At 73.0% G+C, this 20065-nt stretch carries 18 protein-coding genes; 11 read left to right on the plus strand and 7 right to left on the minus strand.

What is annotated here, in order from left to right; genetic code table 11:
- Positions 1–38: 38 nt before the first annotated feature.
- The 5 genes from L3i22_RS37540 (at position 39) to L3i22_RS37560 (ending at position 6211) form a co-directional block, all read left to right on the plus strand.
- The gene (locus L3i22_RS37540; protein WP_221322207.1) at positions 39–749 is read left to right on the plus strand and encodes a hypothetical protein; all 711 of its coding nucleotides are present in this window, start codon (positions 39–41) and stop codon (positions 747–749) included.
- An 842-nt stretch (positions 750–1591) separates the two neighbouring features.
- Positions 1592–1852, plus strand: coding sequence for a hypothetical protein (locus L3i22_RS37545; protein ID WP_221322208.1), 261 nt, complete (start codon positions 1592–1594; stop codon positions 1850–1852).
- Positions 1853–1856: 4 nt separating this feature from the next.
- Positions 1857–2759 carry a hypothetical protein gene (locus tag L3i22_RS37550; RefSeq protein WP_221322209.1) on the plus strand — a complete coding sequence of 301 codons (903 nt, stop codon included), beginning with the start codon at positions 1857–1859 and terminating at the stop codon, positions 2757–2759.
- A 39-nt stretch (positions 2760–2798) separates the two neighbouring features.
- On the plus strand, positions 2799–5513 hold the full coding sequence (locus L3i22_RS37555) for an FtsK/SpoIIIE domain-containing protein (RefSeq protein ID WP_221322210.1): 2715 nt from the start codon (positions 2799–2801) through the stop codon (positions 5511–5513).
- Positions 5510–6211: a hypothetical protein gene (locus L3i22_RS37560; protein WP_221322211.1), complete on the plus strand. Its 702-nt coding sequence runs from the start codon at positions 5510–5512 to the stop codon at positions 6209–6211. Before L3i22_RS37555 ends, L3i22_RS37560 begins: the two co-directional genes overlap by 4 nt.
- A gap of 10 nt (positions 6212–6221) precedes the next feature.
- On the opposite strand, the gene L3i22_RS37565 is transcribed toward L3i22_RS37560, so the two are convergent.
- Positions 6222–6407, minus strand: a complete 186-nt coding sequence (locus tag L3i22_RS37565) for a hypothetical protein (protein ID WP_221322212.1) — start codon at positions 6405–6407, stop codon at positions 6222–6224.
- A 77-nt stretch (positions 6408–6484) separates the two neighbouring features.
- On the opposite strand from L3i22_RS37565, the gene L3i22_RS37570 reads away from it, so the two are divergent.
- Complete coding sequence (locus L3i22_RS37570) at positions 6485–6634, plus strand: hypothetical protein (RefSeq protein ID WP_221322213.1); 150 nt, start codon at positions 6485–6487, stop codon at positions 6632–6634.
- Between the two features lie 52 nt (positions 6635–6686).
- On the opposite strand, the gene L3i22_RS37575 is transcribed toward L3i22_RS37570, so the two are convergent.
- The 6 genes from L3i22_RS37575 to secA2 form a co-directional block, all read right to left on the minus strand.
- Positions 6687–7334: a hypothetical protein gene (locus L3i22_RS37575; RefSeq protein ID WP_221322214.1), complete on the minus strand. Its 648-nt coding sequence runs from the start codon at positions 7332–7334 to the stop codon at positions 6687–6689.
- A 365-nt stretch (positions 7335–7699) separates the two neighbouring features.
- Complete coding sequence (locus tag L3i22_RS37580) at positions 7700–8143, minus strand: DUF72 domain-containing protein (protein WP_370644277.1); 444 nt, start codon at positions 8141–8143, stop codon at positions 7700–7702.
- An 85-nt stretch (positions 8144–8228) separates the two neighbouring features.
- The gene (locus tag L3i22_RS37585) at positions 8229–8651 is read right to left on the minus strand and encodes a TraR/DksA C4-type zinc finger protein (protein WP_221322215.1); all 423 of its coding nucleotides are present in this window, start codon (positions 8649–8651) and stop codon (positions 8229–8231) included.
- 187 nt (positions 8652–8838) lie between these two features.
- Positions 8839–9471 carry a uridine kinase gene (locus L3i22_RS37590; RefSeq protein ID WP_221322216.1) on the minus strand — a complete coding sequence of 211 codons (633 nt, stop codon included), beginning with the start codon at positions 9469–9471 and terminating at the stop codon, positions 8839–8841.
- A gap of 3 nt (positions 9472–9474) precedes the next feature.
- Entirely contained in the window at positions 9475–9936 is a 462-nt protein-coding gene (locus L3i22_RS37595) for a winged helix-turn-helix domain-containing protein (RefSeq protein ID WP_221322217.1), read from the minus strand.
- 374 nt (positions 9937–10310) lie between these two features.
- On the minus strand, positions 10311–12602 hold the full coding sequence (gene secA2, locus L3i22_RS37600) for an accessory Sec system translocase SecA2 (protein ID WP_221322218.1): 2292 nt from the start codon (positions 12600–12602) through the stop codon (positions 10311–10313).
- A 144-nt stretch (positions 12603–12746) separates the two neighbouring features.
- Between secA2 and L3i22_RS37605 the strand changes: the two genes are divergently transcribed.
- The 5 genes from L3i22_RS37605 (at position 12747) to L3i22_RS37625 (ending at position 20016) form a co-directional block, all read left to right on the plus strand.
- On the plus strand, positions 12747–13484 hold the full coding sequence (locus L3i22_RS37605; RefSeq protein WP_221322219.1) for an ATP-binding protein: 738 nt from the start codon (positions 12747–12749) through the stop codon (positions 13482–13484).
- Between the two features lie 1764 nt (positions 13485–15248).
- The gene (locus L3i22_RS37610; RefSeq protein WP_221322220.1) at positions 15249–15470 is read left to right on the plus strand and encodes a hypothetical protein; all 222 of its coding nucleotides are present in this window, start codon (positions 15249–15251) and stop codon (positions 15468–15470) included.
- A 1726-nt stretch (positions 15471–17196) separates the two neighbouring features.
- Positions 17197–17577: a hypothetical protein gene (locus L3i22_RS37615; protein WP_221322221.1), complete on the plus strand. Its 381-nt coding sequence runs from the start codon at positions 17197–17199 to the stop codon at positions 17575–17577.
- 252 nt (positions 17578–17829) lie between these two features.
- On the plus strand, positions 17830–18351 hold the full coding sequence (locus L3i22_RS37620; RefSeq protein WP_221322222.1) for a hypothetical protein: 522 nt from the start codon (positions 17830–17832) through the stop codon (positions 18349–18351).
- 186 nt (positions 18352–18537) lie between these two features.
- On the plus strand, positions 18538–20016 hold the full coding sequence (locus tag L3i22_RS37625; RefSeq protein WP_221322223.1) for a glutamate--cysteine ligase: 1479 nt from the start codon (positions 18538–18540) through the stop codon (positions 20014–20016).
- The last annotated feature ends 49 nt before the right edge of the window (positions 20017–20065 follow it).

The following is a 20065-nucleotide window of genomic DNA, read 5'->3' on the forward strand; positions in this document are numbered from 1 at the left end:
CGGTAGGCTGCGGGGTGTCGACAGATCGGGGGATCACGATGGGTGCGAAGACTTCGTTGGTGCTGATCGGGGACGGTTCGCTGGCCGGGGCGGGCAGTCCCGACCCCGCGGCCGCCCGTGCGCTGGCCGCCGCCTCGGTTCCGGGCTACGAGCTGACCCCGCTGGGTGAGACCGAGCTCATCGAGGAGGTCCGGCCCGCCCACGAGTTGATCTACGTGGCGATCGCCGGGGACACCGCCGCGCTCAGCGACCGCCGGGTCGCCGACTGGGCCGCCCCGCCGGCGCCCCTGCTGGAGCTGGCCGCCGGGCGGCGCATCGTCCGGCACGCGATGCACTCGGTCTCCGACGCGTTCCAGCTGACCGTGTGGGAGGCCGGCGAGATCGTCCGTGACCTGGCCATGTCCGCGGGCTCCGGCGTGACGGCGGACGCCGGGCCGCGATACCCGTTCGAGGAGCCGTTCTGGGCCGGCGCCCACCCGGTGCCCGCCCCCGGCTACCGCATCCCGTTCCACCCGCTCGACCTGGGCGAGCAGGCGCTCCGGGCTTTCTTCGGCTTCATCATCGAAGGCCGGGCCGCCCCCACGGACATCGACCCGTTCACCATCCGGGCCCTCGGCTTCCGCGCCGTCGACCCGTCCGGAGCCGAAGCCCGCGCCGAGGAACGAATGCGAGCCACCGTCGCCCGCATGGTCGCCAAGGGCCCCCGCCGCCTCACCCTCGACGACGTCCTACCCCCACAACCCCGCTGACCACCCGACCCCGCTAGCCACTACGACCCCACTGACCAGCAGCCGAGACCGGGTCCCGCCCCCGCGCTCCGGCCCGGGCCCGCGCGGCACTCGCAGGCCCGGCTGGTCTGCAGGGCTGCTTCCCAGGCCTGGAGGCAGCCCTGCAGACCAGCCGGGACGGGAGGCGCGGCCCGGCGCGGGGTGGGGCGGCCCGGCGCAGGGCGGGGCGGCCCGGCGCGGGGCGGGGCGGCCCGGGGCGGCCCGGCTCGGCTCGGCCCGGCTCGGCCCGGCGCGGCCCGACGCGGCCCGACGCGGGGCGGGGCGGCGCGGCCCGGGGCGGCTCGGCGCAGCGCGGGGCGGCCCGGGGCGGCGCAGCGCGGGGCGGGGCTGGGCGGCGGGGCGCGGCTGGGCGGCGGGGCGCGGCTGGGCGCGGCTGGGCGGGAGGGTGTGGATTGGGTTGCGTGGGTTTTGGGACCGTGCCCAGCCTCGGACGTCGCCCTGGAGGGCTTTGCGTTTTGGGCGCCCCGCGCCCTTGCGAAGCCCGGAAGGGTCCCCGCGGGAGCGACGATCTGGACCACGGCGGACCGGGGCAAAGGAGAATTTGAACCTGGTCTTTGGTGTTGATCTTCAACCCTTCCGGGGTATCACCGAGGGGGGCGGCGGCGTGCTGCTGAGCGGCATGATCCACAATGGACGCGGTGGAAAATCGGGTCTCACCTGGGCGATCATTCATGTCGATCGGCGGACTGCTGGTGCGTCTTTTTGCTCCGTAAGGTGCGAAAAGGCACGGCCGGAGCGAGCGCGGGGCGGGCTGGGCGTTAGGCTGGGGCAGCAGGTGGGTTGAGTTACAGGAGGCCGAACGAGTGGCCAGTGTCGCCGAGCTCAGAGCGGCCGTGGATGCCGCTGTCCAGCAGGTGAACGAAGGGCAGGCGGCGATACAGGCGGCTCGGGAGAAGCTCGGGGAGGCTCAGCAGAGCCTCGCCGCCGCGCTCGACGGCGGCGCGCACGAGGCGGTCGGCACCGCGCATGCCTCTCTCTCGCAGGCCGACCAGCAGCTCGAGGAGTGTTTCGGGGCGACCCAGGTCGCGATCGAGGCCGCTCAGACCTACACGGCGATGCTCTGACGCGATGTCAGTTCTGGAAGAACTCGGCGCCCGCCTCCGGGCCGCCTCCGACGAGCTACCCGACGGGCTGGTCGTCAAGGCGATGGAGAAGCTCCGCACCGCCACCGAGCTGCTGAACTGGGTGCGTGAGGCGTCCGAGCAGAAGATGGGTGTGCCCGAGCTGGCCGGCGCCACCGAGCACGCCGAGCGGGCCGCGGCCGCGCTGCGTGTCGCCGAGGACGCCATCGAGGCGTACCTCGCCGCGCTCGGTCTCGGCGGTGTGCCCGGCGCGCCGCGGAACCAGGAGTGGCGGACCGCGCTCAAGCCGGAGGAACACCGGCCGGCGCCCGAGCCCGGGGCGAAGCCGGACCAGCCGGAGAAGCTCGGCCCCTGGTGGCAGGCGCGCGTCGCGCAGCTGACCGGGGAGCCGGCGCCGCCGCCGGAGAAGGGCCGGAAGCCGCAGACGACCGACACCGCGGAGCTGCTGCGCCGGGTGGCGTCCGGGGTCCGCTCCGGGGACCGGGCGCGGCTCGGCCGCGAGCTGCACGGCGTGAACGCCTCGACCGGTCTCGGGCTGTCCGCGGTCACGCCCGCGGTGCTGCACCGGCTCGCCACCGACCTGCTCGGTCACGAGCCCAGGGCGGAGGACGTGCCCCGGTTGCGGACGGCCGCCGAGGGCCGGGTCCGGGCGCTGCTGCCGGGCACCTCGCCGGGGGTGCTGGACACCCTGATCGCCCGGATCTGCCGGGTGCCGGCGAAGGAGCGGGAGAACGGTCCGGCCGGCCATCCGGCGGACAACGCGGTGACCGCGAGCGTGCTGACCGGGGTGCTGCTGGCCCGGCTGGGCCGCGACGCCGGCGCGCTCGATCCGGAGGCCCCGGAGCCGGCCCGGCCGCCCCGCGCCGAGACCGGCGAGCCGCGCTCATGAACCGCCCGGGCTGGGGACCGACGACGATTCCGGCAGGTCATGGCTGAATCCACGAAACAGCAGGTCATGGAGGTCCGGGCCGCGCTGTCACACGCGCTCGGGGCCGCCGGGGACGCGCTCGAGCGGGCCGAGCGGGAACATGCCGCGGCGACCGCGCGCCAGGAGCGGGTCCGGGCGGCGGCCGAGAGCCGGCACCGCAAGCTCGCCGCGGCCCGGGACGAACGGCTGCGCTCGGTCGACGAGTGGCACGCGACCGAGCTGGGCGCGCTCTCCGGCGCGGCGGCCGGGGCGGCGGACCGGGCCGCGCCCGGGGCGGCCGGCGAGCCCTGGCACGCCTGGGACGCGGTCCCGCTGCCGCTCGCCGCCGACCTGCGGATCGGTCAGCTCCTGCTGCCGTCGACGCCGGCGCCGGCCGCGACCCCCGCCGAACCGGCCCGGCCGTGGCAGTGGGACGAGGACGCGGCCGTCCCGCCGGCCGAGTCGCCGGAGGTGGCCGCCCTGGTGCCGCTGCTCGACCACGGGCACGTGGTGGTGCAGGGCGACCGGAAGATCGGCGACGACGTGGTGGCCGGGCTGCTGCTGCGCGCGCTCGGCAGCAGCGCGCCCGGGGCGGTGCAGGTCGTCGGCTACGACCCGGAGCACCTCGGTGGCGGGCTGGCCGGGTTCGCCGCGCTGGCCCCGGCCCGGGTGCTGACGTTCGTCGCCCCGAACGGGCTCGCCACGCTCCTCGACGACCTGGTCGGGCACGTACGGCGGATCAACGAGACGGTGCTGGCCGGGGAGTACTCGTCGCTGCGCGAGCTGCACGCGGCGACCAAGCGGCGGCCCGAGCCGTGGCGGGTCGCGGTGCTGCTCGGCGCCGGCGAGCTGAACCGGCACGAGCGCACCCAGCTGGAGCGGCTGCTGCGGACCGGCGCGGCCTGCGGGGTGCACCTGATCGTGCACGGGCTGCGGGTGGATCCGGGGCCCGGCATCGAGTGCGTCACCGCGGCCCCCGGCGACGACGCCCGGATGAGCAGCGGCGGCGACCTGCCGGTCCGGCTCGACCCCGGCCCGCCGCCGGGCGTGCTCTCCGCGACGTGCCGGCAGATCGCCGAGGCGGTCGCGGCCGGGCCCGCCCCGATCGCGCTGGACAGCCTGCTGCCCGATCCGAACGAGGAGTGGCGGGAGAGCGCGGCGACCGGGCTGACCGCACCGCTCGGCGACAGCCCGCAGGGCACCCGGGTGAAGGTGACGCTCAGCGACTATCCGCCGCACGCGCTGATCGCCGGGCCGTCCGGCACCGGCAAGACCAACCTGATCTACGCCTGGATGGGCGCGCTCGCGGCCCGCTACTCCCCCGCCGAGCTGGCGTTCTACCTGCTCGACTTCAAGGAGGGGGTGTCCTTCGCCCGGTTCGCGCCGGGCCGGCGGGACCAGAGCTGGCTGCCGCACGTGCGCCTGGTCGGGGTGAACGTCAACACCGACCGGGAGTTCGGCCTGGCCCTGCTCCGGTTCCTCGGCACCGAGCTGCGGCGGCGGGCCGACGCGGCGAAACAGCACGAGGTCACCAACCTGGCCGAGCTGCGCGCCGAGGACCCGGACGGGGTCTGGCCGCGGATCGTCGCGGTGGTCGACGAGTTCCAGGTGCTGCTCGCCGGGCGGGACGCGGTCACCAACGAGGCCGTCGACCTGCTCGAGGACCTCGCCCGCCGGGGCCGCTCGCAGGGCATCCACCTGATCCTGGCCAGCCAGGACATCTCCGGCATCGAGGCGCTGTGGGGCCGGCCGGCGCTGGTCGCGCAGTTCACCCTGCGGATCGCGCTGCCCCGGGCCCGCCGGGTGCTGGCCGAGCAGAACAACGCGGCCGACACGCTGCCCCGCTACCACGCCGTGGTCAACTCGGACTCCGGCGCGACCGAGGCGAACCAGGTGGTCCGGGTGCCGTCGGCCGGGAACCGGGAGCAGTGGAGCGCGCTGCAGCACCGGCTGTGGCGCCGGCTGCCGGCCGGTTCGCCGCCGCCCCGGCTCTTCGACGGCGACACCCAGCCGCGGCTCGCCGACAGCCCGGACTTCCGCGGGCTGGTCGCCGAGGACTCGCCGGCCCCGGTGGCGCTGCTCGGCGAGACGATCGACGTGATGTCCCGGTCGGCGCGGACCGTGCTGCGCCGCGCGCCCGGGCGCAACCTGGCCGTGATCGGCACCCGGGTCGAGGAGGCCTGCGCGGTGCTGGCCACCGCCGGACGGTCGCTCGCCGCCCAGTTCGGCCGGGACGGGGCGCGCTTCTCGATCGCCTGCTTCGACCCGGACGCCCGGGCCGCGGCCGAGGCGCTGCACGCCCGGATCCCGGACTGCGGGTGGTACGACACGTCGAACGTCGACTGGCTCCTCGAGGACGCGGCCGCCGAGTCGACCGCGGCCTGGCCGGCCGACCGTCCGCACTTCATCATGCTGTACGCCGCCGACGCGCTCCCCGGCGGCAAGGCGGCCGGCGACCACCTGCGGACCGTGCTGCGGCAGGGCCCGGAGCGCCGGCTGCACGTGCTCGGCTGGTGGCGCGGGGCGGGACTGCTGCGGGACACGCTCGGCGGGCCCGGCTCGCGGACCGACCCGATCGGGGCGTGGGTGGCGCTCGACGTGCACGGGAGTGAGCTGGCGCCGTACTACCCGGGGACCGGGGCGCCGAACTGGTATCCGCGGCCCTGGCGGGCGCTGCACTTCGACCGCTCGGTGCATCGCGGCGCCGAGGTGATCATCCCCTACGGTGTCTCATGAGCGATCTCGAACCGGCCGACTTCGAGCGGGCCGACTACCGAACCGTCCTGCGCCGGCTCACCACGCTGGACCAGCGGGCCGCGCGGCTGCGGGCCGAGGCGGCCGAGTGGCACGCGGCGGAGAGCGCCGCCGCCGACGAGGCGGTGCAGGCCGCCGACGAGCGGGTGCGGGCCGCCCGGAACGCGGTCCGGGACGCCCGCCGGGACCTGGAGCAGGTCGACGCGCGGGCGGCCGGGCTCTGGGCCGACTACGTGCACCGGGCCGGGCCGATCGCGGAACGGTTCGGCAAGCTGCCGCCGGCCGGCATCCCCCGGCAGCGCGCCGACGACCGGCCGCCCGAGGAGTACCTGGCCGAGGTCGAGAAGCGGATCAAGTGGACGGCGCCGGCCCGGCCGATCACGTTCGGCACCAAGATCCTGTTCTGGATCTTCGGGCTGGCCGGCGGGATCCTGGGCGCGATCGGGAACCAGGTGCTCCGCGGGACCGGCGCGGCGTCGACCGGCGACTGGCACGAGGCCGCCCCGGTCGTCGCGCTGCTCGTGCTGCTGGCCTGCCCGGTGCTCGGGGTGGTCGCCGCGAAGCTGGTCGCCGATCAGCGCAAGGTCGGGCTGGACACCGCGACCGTGGTGACCGTGCTGGTCACCGGGCTGGTCACGGCGATGCTGCTGTTCACGGCGGTCCAGTACGCCGGGAAGTGATCAACTCTGTTCAGCGGGGCGCGGCCATCGCGCGGCGGCGCTCCGCCTCCTCGACCAGGGCGGCGGGCACGTCCAGGTGGCCGCCCGCGCCGTGGGCCTCGTCGTATTCCAGATCGCCGGCGGGATCGAACTCGGGGCCGGTGGTGTCGCCCGGGTGCGGCAGGCGGGCGTCCGGCTCGTCGTGCGCATCGGTCATGCCTCTCGTTCTACCCCTCGCCGGGCCGCGGAACCACCGTTCACCGCGGATTCATCCCGGGCGCCGAGACCGGCCGGATGGATCCGACGGGGTGGGCGAAGCGGCTGCTCGATCCGATTCCGGCGCACCGGACGGCCGGGCTGGACGTGGTGCGGGCCGGTGCCGGGGCGGGCGTGGTGGTGATCTGCCGTGGGCGGTTCGACTGGAGCATCCGCCGGGCGGCCTGAGCGGGTGGGGCGGGGCTGCTCCCCCGGGTGGCAGCCCCGCCCCGGTCCCGGGTCAGCCGGCCGGCTGCGGGTCCGGCTTCAGCTCGGTGTGCGGGTCCGGCTTCAGCCCGGTCGGCGGGTCCGGCTTCAGCTCGGTGTGGCGGACGGTGAAGTCGCCCCTGGTCACCGGGGCGAACGGGGCGATGGTCAGGCAGGTGCCGATCTTCGGCTGGCCCCAGGTGCCGTTCTCGTCCTGGACGCCGCTCATCGACCAGGTGTAGCCGAGCCGGTCACCCTGACCGCCGCGGCCGCCGTCCTGGATGCTGAACCCGACCCGGGTGCCGACCCAGTCCGCGACCGGACCGTCGGCCCGGGTGACGATCGCGGTGAGGCCGGCATACCCCGGGCTGGTGATCATGCAGTCGACCGCGGCCTCGAAGGTCACCGTGAGGTTCGCCGCCGCGACGTAGTGCGAGACCCGGACGGTCCCGGTGGCGTCCATCGGATTGCCCTGCGGCCGGTCGGGCACCGGGCGGGTGAACGGGGCGCTGCGGGCGTCGAAGGTGAACCTGCGGACGTCCTGGTCCGGGAAGAACGGCAGGGTGACCTCGGCCGAGCCGGTCACCCGGGCCACCCGGTCGGTTGCCGACGCGGGGGCCGTCGCGGCCCCGATGGCCGACGCCGTCGCCGCTACGGCGAGCCATCCAACAGCTTTCCTCATGGTCGTCCTCTCCGTCTGATCATGTGCTGACGGATTCAGACTCGCCGATGCCGGGCGGCCGGTGATCCCCTCCGCGAGGGGACCGTCTCCCCCGGCAGAGGGATCGGCGCCGGCTGGTCGTGAGGGCTGTCCCGGGGTGCCGGACGCGGCCCTCAGCGCCGGCCGGACCGGGAGCGCGGCTGGGGCTCGGCCGGGCAACCGGGTCGCGTGGGTCCTTTTGAACCGCAACCACCCGCGGACGTCGCCCTTGCGGGTCTCGTGTTCTGGGCGCCCCGCGCCCTTGCGAGGCCCGGAAGGGTCCCCGCGGGAGCGACGATCAGTTATCGGCCGCAGCCGAGGCAACGAAGAATTTGATCTTGAGGGGTTCAGGCCTGCGGGGATTGCGCCGCGTCGCCGAGCAGATCGAGGAGAGTCGTCGCGTTCCGCTGGGCATAATCGCCGAGACAATTGTTCATCAGAACATGTGTGCGCTTCGTCGCAGCGGCGAGCGCGCGCAGTTTCGGCGCCCGGTCGGCCAGTTCCTCGTCAGAATAGCGATAGCCGAACTTCTCTTGGATGTTCTTGCTCGTCCACTTGTCGCGGTCCCCGTGGAATCGCACGACCGCGAGTTCGACGGTCGGTTCGAGGATCGGCGGCCCGCACCGGGCCGTAACCTCCAGCGGGTATTCCTTGTTGGACCGGGTGATGCCGGACCACGGCGGGAACTGGAACAGCAGCGCACCCAGCCGGCCGAGGCCAGCGGGTCGAGCGCGCTCAGAGGCCCTGGTGGATCGCGGACACCCCGGCAAGCCGGCGGAACGCCTTACCACCCGGAGTCGATCAGTGTCGATCCTGATCCGACCCGTTGCACACCGGTGCCCGTCCCCGCCCCCACGGAAACGGGCACCCTTCGACTCAGCTGGCCCGGCGCTCGCGGACCTGCTTGCAGTTCACACACGTGGTCGCCGACGGGAACACCTCGAGCCGTTCCACCGGGATCGGGTTGGAACACCCCTCACAGTTCCCGTACGTCCCGTCCTCGAGCCGCTGCATCGCGTACTCCGCCTGGGTCCGCCGGTCGAGCAGCGTCCGCAGCAGCGAACCCGCCGCGTCCCGCTCGGCTGTCTTGGATCCGCTGTCGGCCTGGTCGTCCCCGGCCGAGTCGCCGATCTCCACGAGGCGCAGCCGATGGCTCGCCGCGACCGCGTCCGAGTACTCCGCGTCGAGCTCCTCGAACCGGCTCCGCAGGAGCACCCGGATCTGCTCGACCTCCTCGGTCGAACGTCGATTCACCGCGCTAGCGCCCTTACCGGCCACAACCGCTCCGTTGACGAGCATGCAGTCCCCCTGCCCTTCCCTCAGCCCCAGCCGGTGGTTCCCGGATCGGCTCGTGGAGCCGCCTGATACCCACCGCCGGAAGTCCCAAACGAGACCCCCGCGAAAAAGTAACCGGAGCATAACTGTCAGTGGTGGGTTGCGCCACGGACTCGGCAGACGGGTCTTGTGCCGACGATCACCTCATCGGTCAGCCCCCGGCCGTGACCAGGGCTGGATGCCGTGGATCGTCGAGACGGACGACCACGTCCGCGAAAGTTTCCGGGGCCACCTCGTCCACATATCGGGCGAAGGCGGGCAACGTCCACCGGTCTGCGGCGGCGGTGCGCCGGCCCAGGGCGGCAGCCGACACCGCAAGGTGGACGGTGAAGTCGAACGGCAGCCCGGCGCCGAGCAGCAACGGGCCGCTGACCAGGACGACCGTACCCGGTGGGAGCTCGCGGTAGGGCTCCCGGGCGGCCCGATCGGTGTCCGCGTTCCACAGCCGGGTGACGATCCGCCCGGAGCCGCCGGGGCCGGCCGGGTCGAGCACCTCGCGGATCAGGCCGGCCTCGTCGAACCAGCCGGCGTAGAACGAGTCCGGATTCGCCCGCCCGAACTCCAGCCGGACCGACGCCGGGCGCAGGAAATCCCTGGTCACGATGCGAACGGCCGGTCGCCCGCGGACCCGCAGCGGGTCGACCAGGGCGTCCGCCAGAGCCGCCGGGTCGGCCGCGTCCGCCCCGTCCACGGCCACCCGGATCATAGTGTCGGATTCCCGACTTGCCAGCCGTTCGGCGAGATCATCGACGAGGACGGCGAACGAGACGGGACGCACACGCATGGCTCAATCGTGCGGCATGATCGTGACCCGGGCGTCGTCGGCCAGCCGGTAGCCCACCCCGTAGACGGTGGTGACGGCGGGCACGTGCGCGCCCAGCTTGAGCCGCAGCCGGCGGACGTGCACGTCGACCGTGCGCTCCCCGGCCCGCTCGTAGCCCCACACGCCGGCCAGCAGCTGGGCCCGGCTGAACACCCGGCGCGGCCGCTCGGCCAGGTAGAGCATGAGGTCGAACTCGAGGCGGGTCAGCGCGACCGCCTCACCCTCCAGCAGGACCTGGCGGGACCCGGTGAGCAGGCGCACCTCCGGCCCGCTGGGGGCCGGCTCCGGCTCCGGCTCGACCGGCACGGTGGCCGACTCCACGGTGACCGTGCCCCGGCTCAGCTCGACCAGCTCGCGCACCGCGGCGAGCAGCCGGTGCGCCTGTGGCGAGACCGCGTCGCCGGTGAGCGGAATGGCGAGCGTCACGGTCAATGCCGGTTCGGAGCGGCGATTGGCGGGGCCCCGCCCCGGTCCGGCAGATCGACGATCGGCTCGCGGCGACAATGCGCTGACCGGCATTGATTGATCCCCCAGAAATTTGTTGCGGCAAGCGAATATGAGCGATCACTGTGCGTTAAGCGGGCCTGATATTTCCCCTCGGCCACTTTGCGGGTCAAGTCACCATCCACAGTGTGAGAAAGACGTTCCATATTGTTCCCGGTAACACGAATGCATTCCGGTAACGCTTTCTGTCAGCCTCATTAAGCATTGCCGAACCCCATGCGTCTGACCTGGGCCGGAACATGACGAAGGGGGCGCCACGCTCACGCGTGGCGCCCCCTTCGTAAACGAACGTGAAATCAGCCACCCGAGGTGAGTCGGCGGCCGACCGCCGCGATCAACCGGTCCAGCTCCGAGCCGAACGGGTTGTCGTGCACCAGGTACGTCCACGTGGCCGACGGCCGGACGATCTCCGCCCGGTCCGGCTGCCAGCCGTCGGTCAGGTCGACCTCGTCGAACGTCTCGATGGTCCGCTCCTCGACCTTGGTCAGCAGGTCCTGGAACGCCGGCACCGCGGACCGGTGGAACTCGTCCAGCGGGTCCAGCTTGCCCAGCGCCCGCAGATGCACGCCCTCGCGGACCTCGGACAGGTACGCCAGATGGTCGGCCCACAGCCGGTCCAGGTGGTAGAGCGCGATCGCCCGGGCCGAGTCGGACAGCACGTCCTCGTCGGTCTCCTTGGCCTTCTCCGGCGACCGCTCCAGCAGCATGATCGCCGCGACCTCGGAGGTGAGCAGGCGCTCGCGCCGCTCGGCCATCAGCAGCCGCTGCTGCTCGATCACCACGCTGTAGCGCCAGGTGTTGCGGTGGATCTCGTGGTTGACGCCCTCGGCGACCCGCTGGGCGTGCTCGACCGCGTAGTCGACCTGCTGGTCGTGCACGACGCCGTCCATGTCCATCCGCGGCGAGGCCGGCAGGATGTCCCCGGCGTGCCGGCTGACCAGCTCGTCCTCGAGGCTGACGAAGAACACCGAGGCGCCCGGGTCACCCTGCCGGCCGGCCCGGCCACGCAGCTGGTCGTCGACCCGGCGGCTGTCGTGGCGGCCGGCACCGATCACGTACAGCCCGCCCAGCTCGACGACCTTGTCCCGGTCCTTCTCGTCGCTGCCGCCCAGCCGGATGTCGACACCACGACCGGCCATCTGGGTGGAGACGGTGACCGCGCCGACCGCGCCGGCCTCCGCGATGATCGTCGCCTCCTCGGCGTCGTTCTTCGCGTTCAGCACGTTCGACGGCACACCGGCCTCGGCCAGCTGCTCGGCCAGCCGCTCGGACGCCTTCACGTCCAGCGTGCCGACCAGCACCGGGCGACCCTTGTCGTGCGCGATCTTGATCTCTTCGACCAGCGCCTCGTCCCGGGTGTCGTGCGCCGAGTAGATCCGGTCCGGGTCGTCCTCGCGGATGTTCGGGGTGTTCGACGGGACGACCGCGACCTCGAGGTTGAAGTACTCCCGGAGCTGCTCGCCGACGTGCACCGCGGTCGCCGTCATGCCGCAGACCGTCTTGTAGAGCGCGATGTACGCCTGCACCGTGATGGTGTTCAGCACCTCGCCCTCGGCGGTCGCGGACAGGCCCTCCTTGGCCTCCACGGCCGCCTGCAGCCCGTCCGGCCAGCGGCGGCGCTGGGCCACCCGGCCGCGCATCTCGTCGATCAGCTCGACCCCGCCGTTGCGGACGATGTAGTCCACGTCGCGGCGCAGCAGGGCGTGCGCGTGCAGCGCCACGTTCACCGCGGACAGGTGCTCGACCTGGTCGTCGGCGTACAGGTCGATGCCGCCGAGCAGCTCCTCGATGTTCTTCAGGCCGGTCTCGGTGAAGGCGACGCTGCGCCCGTCCTCGGCGACCTCGTAGTCCTTGCCGTTGCGCAGGCCCTTGACCAGCTCGGCGGCCTCGTGCACCGGGTCGCTCTCGGTGGCGGTCGAACCGGCCAGCACCATCGGCACCCGGGCCTCGTCGATCAGGATCGAGTCGGCCTCGTCGACGATCGCGGTGGCCAGGTCGCGCTGCACCCGGTCGGCGACGTCGGTGACCAGCTGGTCCCGCAGGTAGTCGAAGCCGGCCTCGGACACCGACACGTAGGTGACGTCCGCGGCGTACGCCTCCCGGCGCTCCTCCGGGGTCATCGCCTCGGTCACCGAGCCGACGGTCAGGCCGAGCAGCGTGTAGATCGGCTCCATCCACTCGGCGTCGCGCTTGGCCAGATAGTCGTTGACGGTCAGCACGTGCACCGGGCCGTTGCCGAGCCGGGTGTGCCCGTAGGCGGCGATCGCCGCGGTGAGCGTCTTGCCCTCACCGGTGGCCATCTCGGCGACCCGGCCGGAGAGCAGCGCCATCGCGCCGAGCAGCTGGACGTCGTACGGCCGCTGGCCGATCGCCCGGCGGGACGCCTCCCGGCCGACCGCGCAGATCTCGGTGAAATCGGATGCCTCGCGCGCGGCGTCGGTGAGCGCCGCGTCGTCCAGCTCCTTGAGGGCCTCTTCACGGGCCTCGATCGGGTCCAGGCGCTTCGACAGCGGGCCGAGGTCCACAGTCGTGCCGGGACGCTGCAAAAACTTGCGGAATCGGTTCTTGAATCGCTGCGACACACCCATGGCGCGCAACGGTACTTTATTTCGCTGGTGCCCATCCGCCGGACTCCCGCGCGCCGCCCGCACGAGATTCGCCGCGCACGGTGGTTTGCCTCCCGGTATCGCCGGGCACCAGCTCTCACGAAACGCACAGGAAGGGGGGTCCGGATGCCCAGCCAGCTCGTCTGCCGGCCGGAACGGGACCTCCCGGTGGCGGTGCTCCGCGTCAGCGGCACCCTGGACCGGCTCACCGGCGACGCGCTCGGCCTCGCGGTCCGCCGCAGCCTCGCCGTCCAGCCGGTGAAACTGCTGCTCGACGTGACCCGATTAAAGGTGGCCGACCCGATCGCCCTCGGCACGTTCGGCTCGGTGGTCTGCCAGACCGCGGAGTTCCCGAACGTGCCGATCGTCGTCTGCGGGGCCGATCAGGGCACGTCCGCCGCGCTGGCGGCGACCCCCGCCTGCGCCGGGGTGGAGATGGCCGGTGACTGTGCCGCCGCCCTGGCCGAGGCCGGCCGCCAGCCCGCGCCGGACCGGGTCCGGGTCCGGCTGCGCCCGGTTCCGGAGGCCTGCCGGCAGGTGCGCCATCTGGTCGATCAGGCCTGCACCGGGTGGCAGCGCTCGGAGTTCACCGCTACCGCGGCGCTGATCGCGACGGAACTGGTGGCCAACGTGGTCCGGCACGCCCGCACGACGATGGAGTTCACCATCGCCCATCGCGACGGGCGCATCACGATGGCGGTCCGGGACGGCAGCCGGCACCTGCCCAAGACCCTCGATCCGGGGATCACCGACGCCGGGGGCCGGGGATTGCGCCTGGTCCGGGAGTTGTCGGCGGCGTGGGGCGTGCTCCCGGTCAGCGACGGCAAGGTCGTCTGGACCCACCTCACCCCGGCTCTCCCCTGACCCTCACCTGACCCTCACCTGACCCTCACCCCGGCCTCGGCCTCGGCCTCGGCCCCGGCCCCGGCCCCGGCCCAGCTTCGGCCCCGGCCCAGCTTCGGGTCCGCTCCGGGTCCGGGCTCGCCTGAGTTCCGCGATCCGGGCCAACATCAAGATCAAATTCTTCTTTGCCTCGGTCCGCCGGGGTACAGATCGTCGCTCCCGCGGGGACCCTTCCGGGCCTCGCAGGGCGCTGGCGCGCCCAGAACGCGAGACCCTCCAGGGCGACGTCCGAGGGTGGTTGCGGTTCACCCCGAAGATCAACCCCAACCGCCACCGGCTGTGGCCATCGGTTCCCGGTGGCGCCGGCCTCCTACCGAACGAAACCGCAGGTCACGGGCGTCCCGGCAGTCCACTCGGCGCGCTGGACGGATCCTCCGGAGCGCCCGTGTCGACCGCAACCACCGGCCGGGCGACCTGAGGCGCGGCCCGTCCCGGCAGACCGGACGGCACACTCGACTCATCGATCGGAGCCCCAGAACCCTGCTCCTGACCAGCCACCTGACCAGCCGACTGGCCAACCATCTGACCAGCCACCTGACCAACCGCCTGGCCAGGCATCTGACCAACCGCCTGGCCGGCCACTTGACCAGCCGCGTGACCAGCCGCCTGGCCAGTCACCTGACCGGCCACCTGGCCGGCCACCTGGCCGGCCACCTGGCCGGCCACCTGGCCGGACTGCCCCATGTCCGGCGGTTGCAGCCCGGGCCGCGCCACCACCGGATTGTTGTGCTGCCCCATGTCCGGCGCCTGCAGCCCCGGCCGCCCGAAAGTCCCACCCGGAGCTCCCGCAGGCGGATTGTGCTGCCCCATATCGGGCGCCTGCAGCCCCGGCCGCCCAAAGGTCCCACCCGGAGCACCGGCAGGCGGATTGTGCTGCCCCAGGTCCGGCGGCTGCAGACCCGGCCGGTTCTGCCCCGTCCCAGGAGCCTGCCCAACCGAAACCTGCCCAACCGAAACCTGCCCAGCCGGAGCCTGCCCAACCGTCCCCTGACCCTGACCCACAGCCCCCTGACCCACAGCCCCCTGAGCCATCGCAGGCTGCCCGGCCGGAACCGTAGGCTGCCCGATCCCAGGACCAGCCGACATCCCAGGCTGCTCCATCCCAGGAGCGCCGCCGCCCTGCCCCATCCCGGGCTGGCCGATCCCAGGCTGCTCCATCCCAGGAGCGCCGCCGCCCTGCCCCATCCCGGGCTGGCCGATCCCAGGCTGACCCATCCCAGGAGCGCCGGCGGGGCCTGCCCCTGGCTGGGCCACTCCGGGCTGACCGATCCCAGGTTGGCCGATCCCGGGAGCGGGTTGCTGTGCAGTCCCAGGAGAGGCCATCCCAGGAGCCGTGGGCATGCCGGAGTGGGCAGCCTGGTCCTGTCCCGGGAAGCCGGGCTGGGCCGTTCCTGGGACCGGTACCGGGAACGTCGCCGGCGCCGGCGGAGGAAGCATTCCGCCGAGGCCGCCGTTACCCGGCCCGCCGGCCGGCCGGGCGGAGCGGGTGAAGCGCGGCGCGTCCAACGGGCTGTTCTGCTGGCTGTAGCTGGGCCCGGCAACCTGCCCGGCCATCGGCTCACCGAGCGGCGCACCGAGCGGCGGGAGTACATCGGCCTGCGGCGCCGCGGCGACCGGCGGCGCGGCCCACGGCGGCGGAGCTCCCTCACTGAGATCCGTAGGCGCGGCCGTCGTCGGCGCTACCGCCGCGATCGGCCCCATCCCACCAGGAGCCTGCTCCATCCCATGCTGAATCCCGCCGAACCCACCCTGCCCCGGACCGAATCCCCCCGGACCCTGGGCAGCCCCATCCTGGGACTGACCGAAGCCACCTTGGACCTGGGTAGCCCCATCCTGGGACTGACCGAAGCCACCCTGGACCTGGGTAGCCCCATCCTGGGACTGGCCAAAGCCGCCTTGAAGCTGGGTGGCCGCAACCTGGGTTGCCCCATCCTGGGTCTGACCTAGGCCGCCCAGAGCCTGACCGAAGCCGCCCTGAGCGTGCTCGATCCCGCCCGCTGCCGGGCCGGCCGCGCCTGGAGTCATCGCCTCGGTACCCGGAGCGGCCCACGACGGACTTGTCGGTACCTCAGCCGTCGCGGAAGTCGCCCACGGCGGAGCACCCGGCGCCGAGCCGGCCGGCTGGGCCAACCCGGCGAGCTGGGCCGAACCGGCAGGCTGACTCATTCCCGGAGGCTGAGTCATTCCCGCAGGCGAAGCCATCCCCCCAAGTGGGGACAGTCCGGCGGACTGGGCAGGCCCGCCCTCGGTCGCCTGCCATTGCTGGGTAGCTCCGGTCTCAGCCGGCGGCCACGGCTGGGCGGCACCGCCTTCGGTCGGTGGCCACTCCTGGGTGGCACCGCCTTCGGTCGGCGGCCGCTGCTGAGTGGCTGCGCCGTCGGCTGGCGGCCACTGCTGAGTGGCTGCGCCGTCGGCCGGGGGCCATTGTTTGGCGGGGCCGCCTTCGGGTGGTGGCCACTGCTTGGTGGAGGGTTCTCCGGCTACGCCGAAGTTGCTCTGGCCGACGGATCCTTGTGGCGCGCCGGAGCCAGGGGACGGAAAGTCTGATCCGGGCTGCCCGGCAAGGCCTGCCATACCGACCGTCTCGGCGTGGCCGGAGAACGCTTTCGGGCCCGGCTCCCCCGGTGTGCCGTCGGCCGGTGGCCAAGCCTTCAGTCCGCTCAACGCAGGCGCGTCGCTGCTGGCCGGTTCCGTGACAGCCCAAGGCGTCGAGCCGCCAGCCGGCACATCGCCACCTGCGGCATCGGCTGCGGGCCACGACTTCAAGCCGCTGGTGGGAGCACCTTCGGGCTCGGCTGCGGGCCACGATTTCAAGCCGCTGGTGGGAGCACCTTCGGGCTCGGCTGCGGGCCACGGCTTCAGGCCGCCGGAAAGGCCCGGGACTTCGGGGACAGGGCCGAGGGAAAGGCCGGAGACTGCCGGGCCGGTGCCGCCGGAAAAGGTTGAGCGGGCCGGGCCGGCGCTGGGGAGGCCTGAGTCGGAGCCGCCGGGGCCTGAGGTGGGGATACCGGGGGCTGAGATGGAGAGGCCGGGAGCGATGGGGTCCGAGGAGGGCCATGGGCGTGGGGTGCTGTCCGTCTCGGACGCGGGCCAGGCGGCCGGCGAACCCGGAGCGGCCGCAGACGCGGGCCACGCTACCGGCGAACCCGGAGCGGCCGCAGACCCGGGCCACGCTACCGGCGAACCCGGAGCGGCCGCGGACCCGGGCCACGCTACCGGCGAACCCGGGGCGGCCGGGGACGCGGGCCAGGCTGCTGACGGACCCGGGGCGGCCGCGGACGCGGGCCAGGCGGCCGGGGAACCCGGGGCGGCCTCGGACGCCGACCACGGGGCGGGCGACGACGGTGCCGCGTGTGCGCCGCGGGTCGGGTTCGGTGGGCTGGGCTCCCATGGGTGCGGTTCTGCCGTGCCGTTGAGGCCGGGTTCGGTGTCGGGGGCGGGGCCGGAGTGGCGGCCCGGCCCCGGCGCGACGGGCGTCAGACCACCGGCGGCCGGTGCCCCGTTCGTACCGTTGCTCAGTTTTTGCGAAAGAAAAGCGGGACCGGCGTTGCCGGCCGGGCCCCCAGCGGCCAGGGCCGGCCCGGTGTTGCCGGCCAACAGGCCGCCGAGGCGGGACTCGGTCCAGGATTCTGTGACCGAGGGACCGGCCTCCGCCGGCGAGGATCCGGCTTCCGTGAACGAGGAAAGCGAGGAAGACAAGGAAGACGGGGAGAATGACGCAGCGGACTCCGCGAATGAGGAGGACGGGCTGGCGAACGGGGCGGGCGAGCCGGCCACCGGCGTCCCCCGGTCCGCGGAGAGATCCGCGCCGGGAGTCCAGGAGGGCAGGAAGGCGGGCTCCCCGGCCTGCGGCGCGAAGGCCACCCGGGTCGCCGCGATCAGCCCGGACGCCTCCATCAGCCCCGCCGCCGCGAGCACCTCGGCCGCGGCCTGGGACGCCCGGCACGGTGGTGTCTCGCCGCAGGCGGGGCAGCGGGTGACGCCCTGGCCGACGGTGTGCGCGTCCATCATCTCGCGCGCGGTCCGCGCGAGGACGCTGTCCGGATTGACGTAATTCGTCGGTGCCACTGGTCCCCGCCCCCCGTGCGCATTTTTCGCGCGACCCGTCGTCCAGTTCACCCTGTCGGGTCGCTCGAATGGGCGAGTTTCCGCAGATCGGTGGGTTGCCGCGGGGAATTGGGCGGGAACCGGCGCGACGAGGGCCGCCGGTTGGTAGGGAGAGGAAGATCAGGTTTTCACCATTCACTCACGGTGCGCATCCGAGCCCACTCCGTAACATTGAGGAACATCCAGGAGGTGACCCCCCATGGACGACACCGAGCTGCAGCGCGAGCGGATCCTCCGGCACGTCAGCCCGATCATCACCGGCCGGTTCATCGGCTACCAGGCCTCGTACACGCGGGAGGTGCGGGTCGGGCGGCCGCTGGCGATCGCGGTGTTCCTGACCGCCGGCATCGCCCAGCTGCTGGCCTCGCTGTTCCGGATGAAACCGGCCCGGCGAAGTCTCAAGGACCTGCGCAAGGGGCCGGAGTTCCTGGTCACCCCGGTGCGGCTGCGGGACGATCTCGGGCAGACCTACGAGATCGAGATGCACGGGCAGCTGCCGCAGTCGGCGATGCACCGCGGGGACCTGGTCCAGGTGCGCACGGAGCCGCAGCGTGACCGTACCCTGCCGGTGAAGCTGATGCAGGTGGTGAACCTGACCACCATGCAGCCGCTCACCCCGCGCATCCCGACCCGCTGGTCGCACCTGGGCCCGGCGATGTTGCTGCAGGCCACCGCGGGGCTGGTCGTGGTCGCGGCGCTGATGTTCGTCCTGTTCCACTGAAAGCGTAGGAACCGCGACGATCGGGTACCGGGGCGTCCATGTTCGACGCACGGTTAACCACCACCCGTAAATGCTGCCCTACCGGGATGAGATCAGGCATCGACAGCGGTAATCATGAGTCCGGGGGGACCGCTGCGACGACGCCCGTTCTCCCTCACCGCTGACGGCTGGAGAAGGTGGTGCCCGGTGGGTGAAAAAGTCGAGAGAACCGAGTTTTCCCGGGAGGACCGGACCCGCTACCGGCAGAAGGTCCGCCGGAGTCTGGACGTGTTCGCGACGATGTTGCGCGAGTCCCGTTTCGACTTCGAGCGGCCGATGACCGGTATGGAGATCGAGCTCAACCTGATCGACGGCAATGCCGACCCGGCGTTCCGCAACGCCGAGGTGCTCGGCGCGATCGCGGACCCGGACTTCCAGACCGAGCTGGGCCAGTTCAACATCGAGATCAACCTGCCGCCCCGGCGGCTCGGCGGGGACGACATCGCCGACCTGGAGAAGAGCCTGCGGGCCAGCCTCAACCACGCCGAGGCCAAGGCCCGGACGGTCGGCGTGCACATGGTGACGGTGGGGATCCTGCCGACGCTGCGCCGCGAGCACCTGACCGGTGAGTCGCTCTCCGCGAATCCCCGGTACGCCCTGCTCAACGAACAGATCTTCGCGGCGCGGGGAGAGGATCTGGACATCCGGATCGACGGGGTGGACCGGCTGGCGGTCACCACCGACACGATCGCGCCCGAGGCCGCGTGCACCAGCACCCAGTTCCACCTGCAGGTCAGTCCGGCGCAGTTCGCGGCGTACTGGAACGCCTCGCAGGTGATCTCCGGGATCCAGGTGGCGCTGGGCGCGAACTCGCCGCTGCTGTTCGGGCGGGAGTTGTGGCGGGAGACCCGGATCCCGCTGTTCGAGCAGGCCACCGACACCCGTTCGGAGGAGATCCGGGCCCAGGGCGTACGTCCGCGGGTCTGGTTCGGGGAACGCTGGATCACCAGCGTCTTCGACCTCTTCGAGGAGAACGTCCGGTACTTCCCGGCGCTGTTGCCGATCTGCGACCAGGACGACCCCGCGGACCTGCTGGAACGCGGCGAGATCCCGGCGCTGAGCGAGCTGCGGCTGCACAACGGGACGGTCTACCGGTGGAACCGGCCGATCTACGACGTGGTGAGCGGCCGACCACATCTGCGGGTGGAGAACCGGGTGATGCCGGCCGGGCCGACGGTCGCCGACACGATGGCGAACGCGGCGTTCTACTACGGCCTCGCGCGGAGCCTGGCGGAGGCCGAGCGGCCGGTCTGGACGCAGCTGAGTTTCCGCGCCGCCGAGGAGAACTTCCACGCCTGTGCCCGGCACGGCATCGAGGCCAGCGTGTTCTGGCCGGGCGTCGGCACGGTGCCGGTGACCGAGCTGGTGCTGCGCCGGCTGCTCCCCCAGGCGGCCGACGGCCTGGACCGGTGGGGCGTCTCGCCGGCCCAGCGGGACCGGCTGCTGGGGATCATCGAGCAGCGCTGCCTGCGCCAGCAGAACGGCTCGTCGTGGCAGGTGGACACGCTGCACGAGCTGGAGAAACAGGGTCTGGACCGGCAGCGGGCGCTGCACGAGATGCTGCGGCGCTACCTGCCGTTGATGCACGAGAACATTCCGGTGCACGAGTGGCCGGTGGGGGCCTGACGGCCGCAAATTCAAGACCCTTTCCCGGTACGGACGGGGCGCTCCCCCG

The sequence above is a fragment of the Actinoplanes sp. L3-i22 genome, assembly GCF_019704555.1.
In the GTDB taxonomy this organism is placed as follows: domain Bacteria; phylum Actinomycetota; class Actinomycetes; order Mycobacteriales; family Micromonosporaceae; genus Actinoplanes.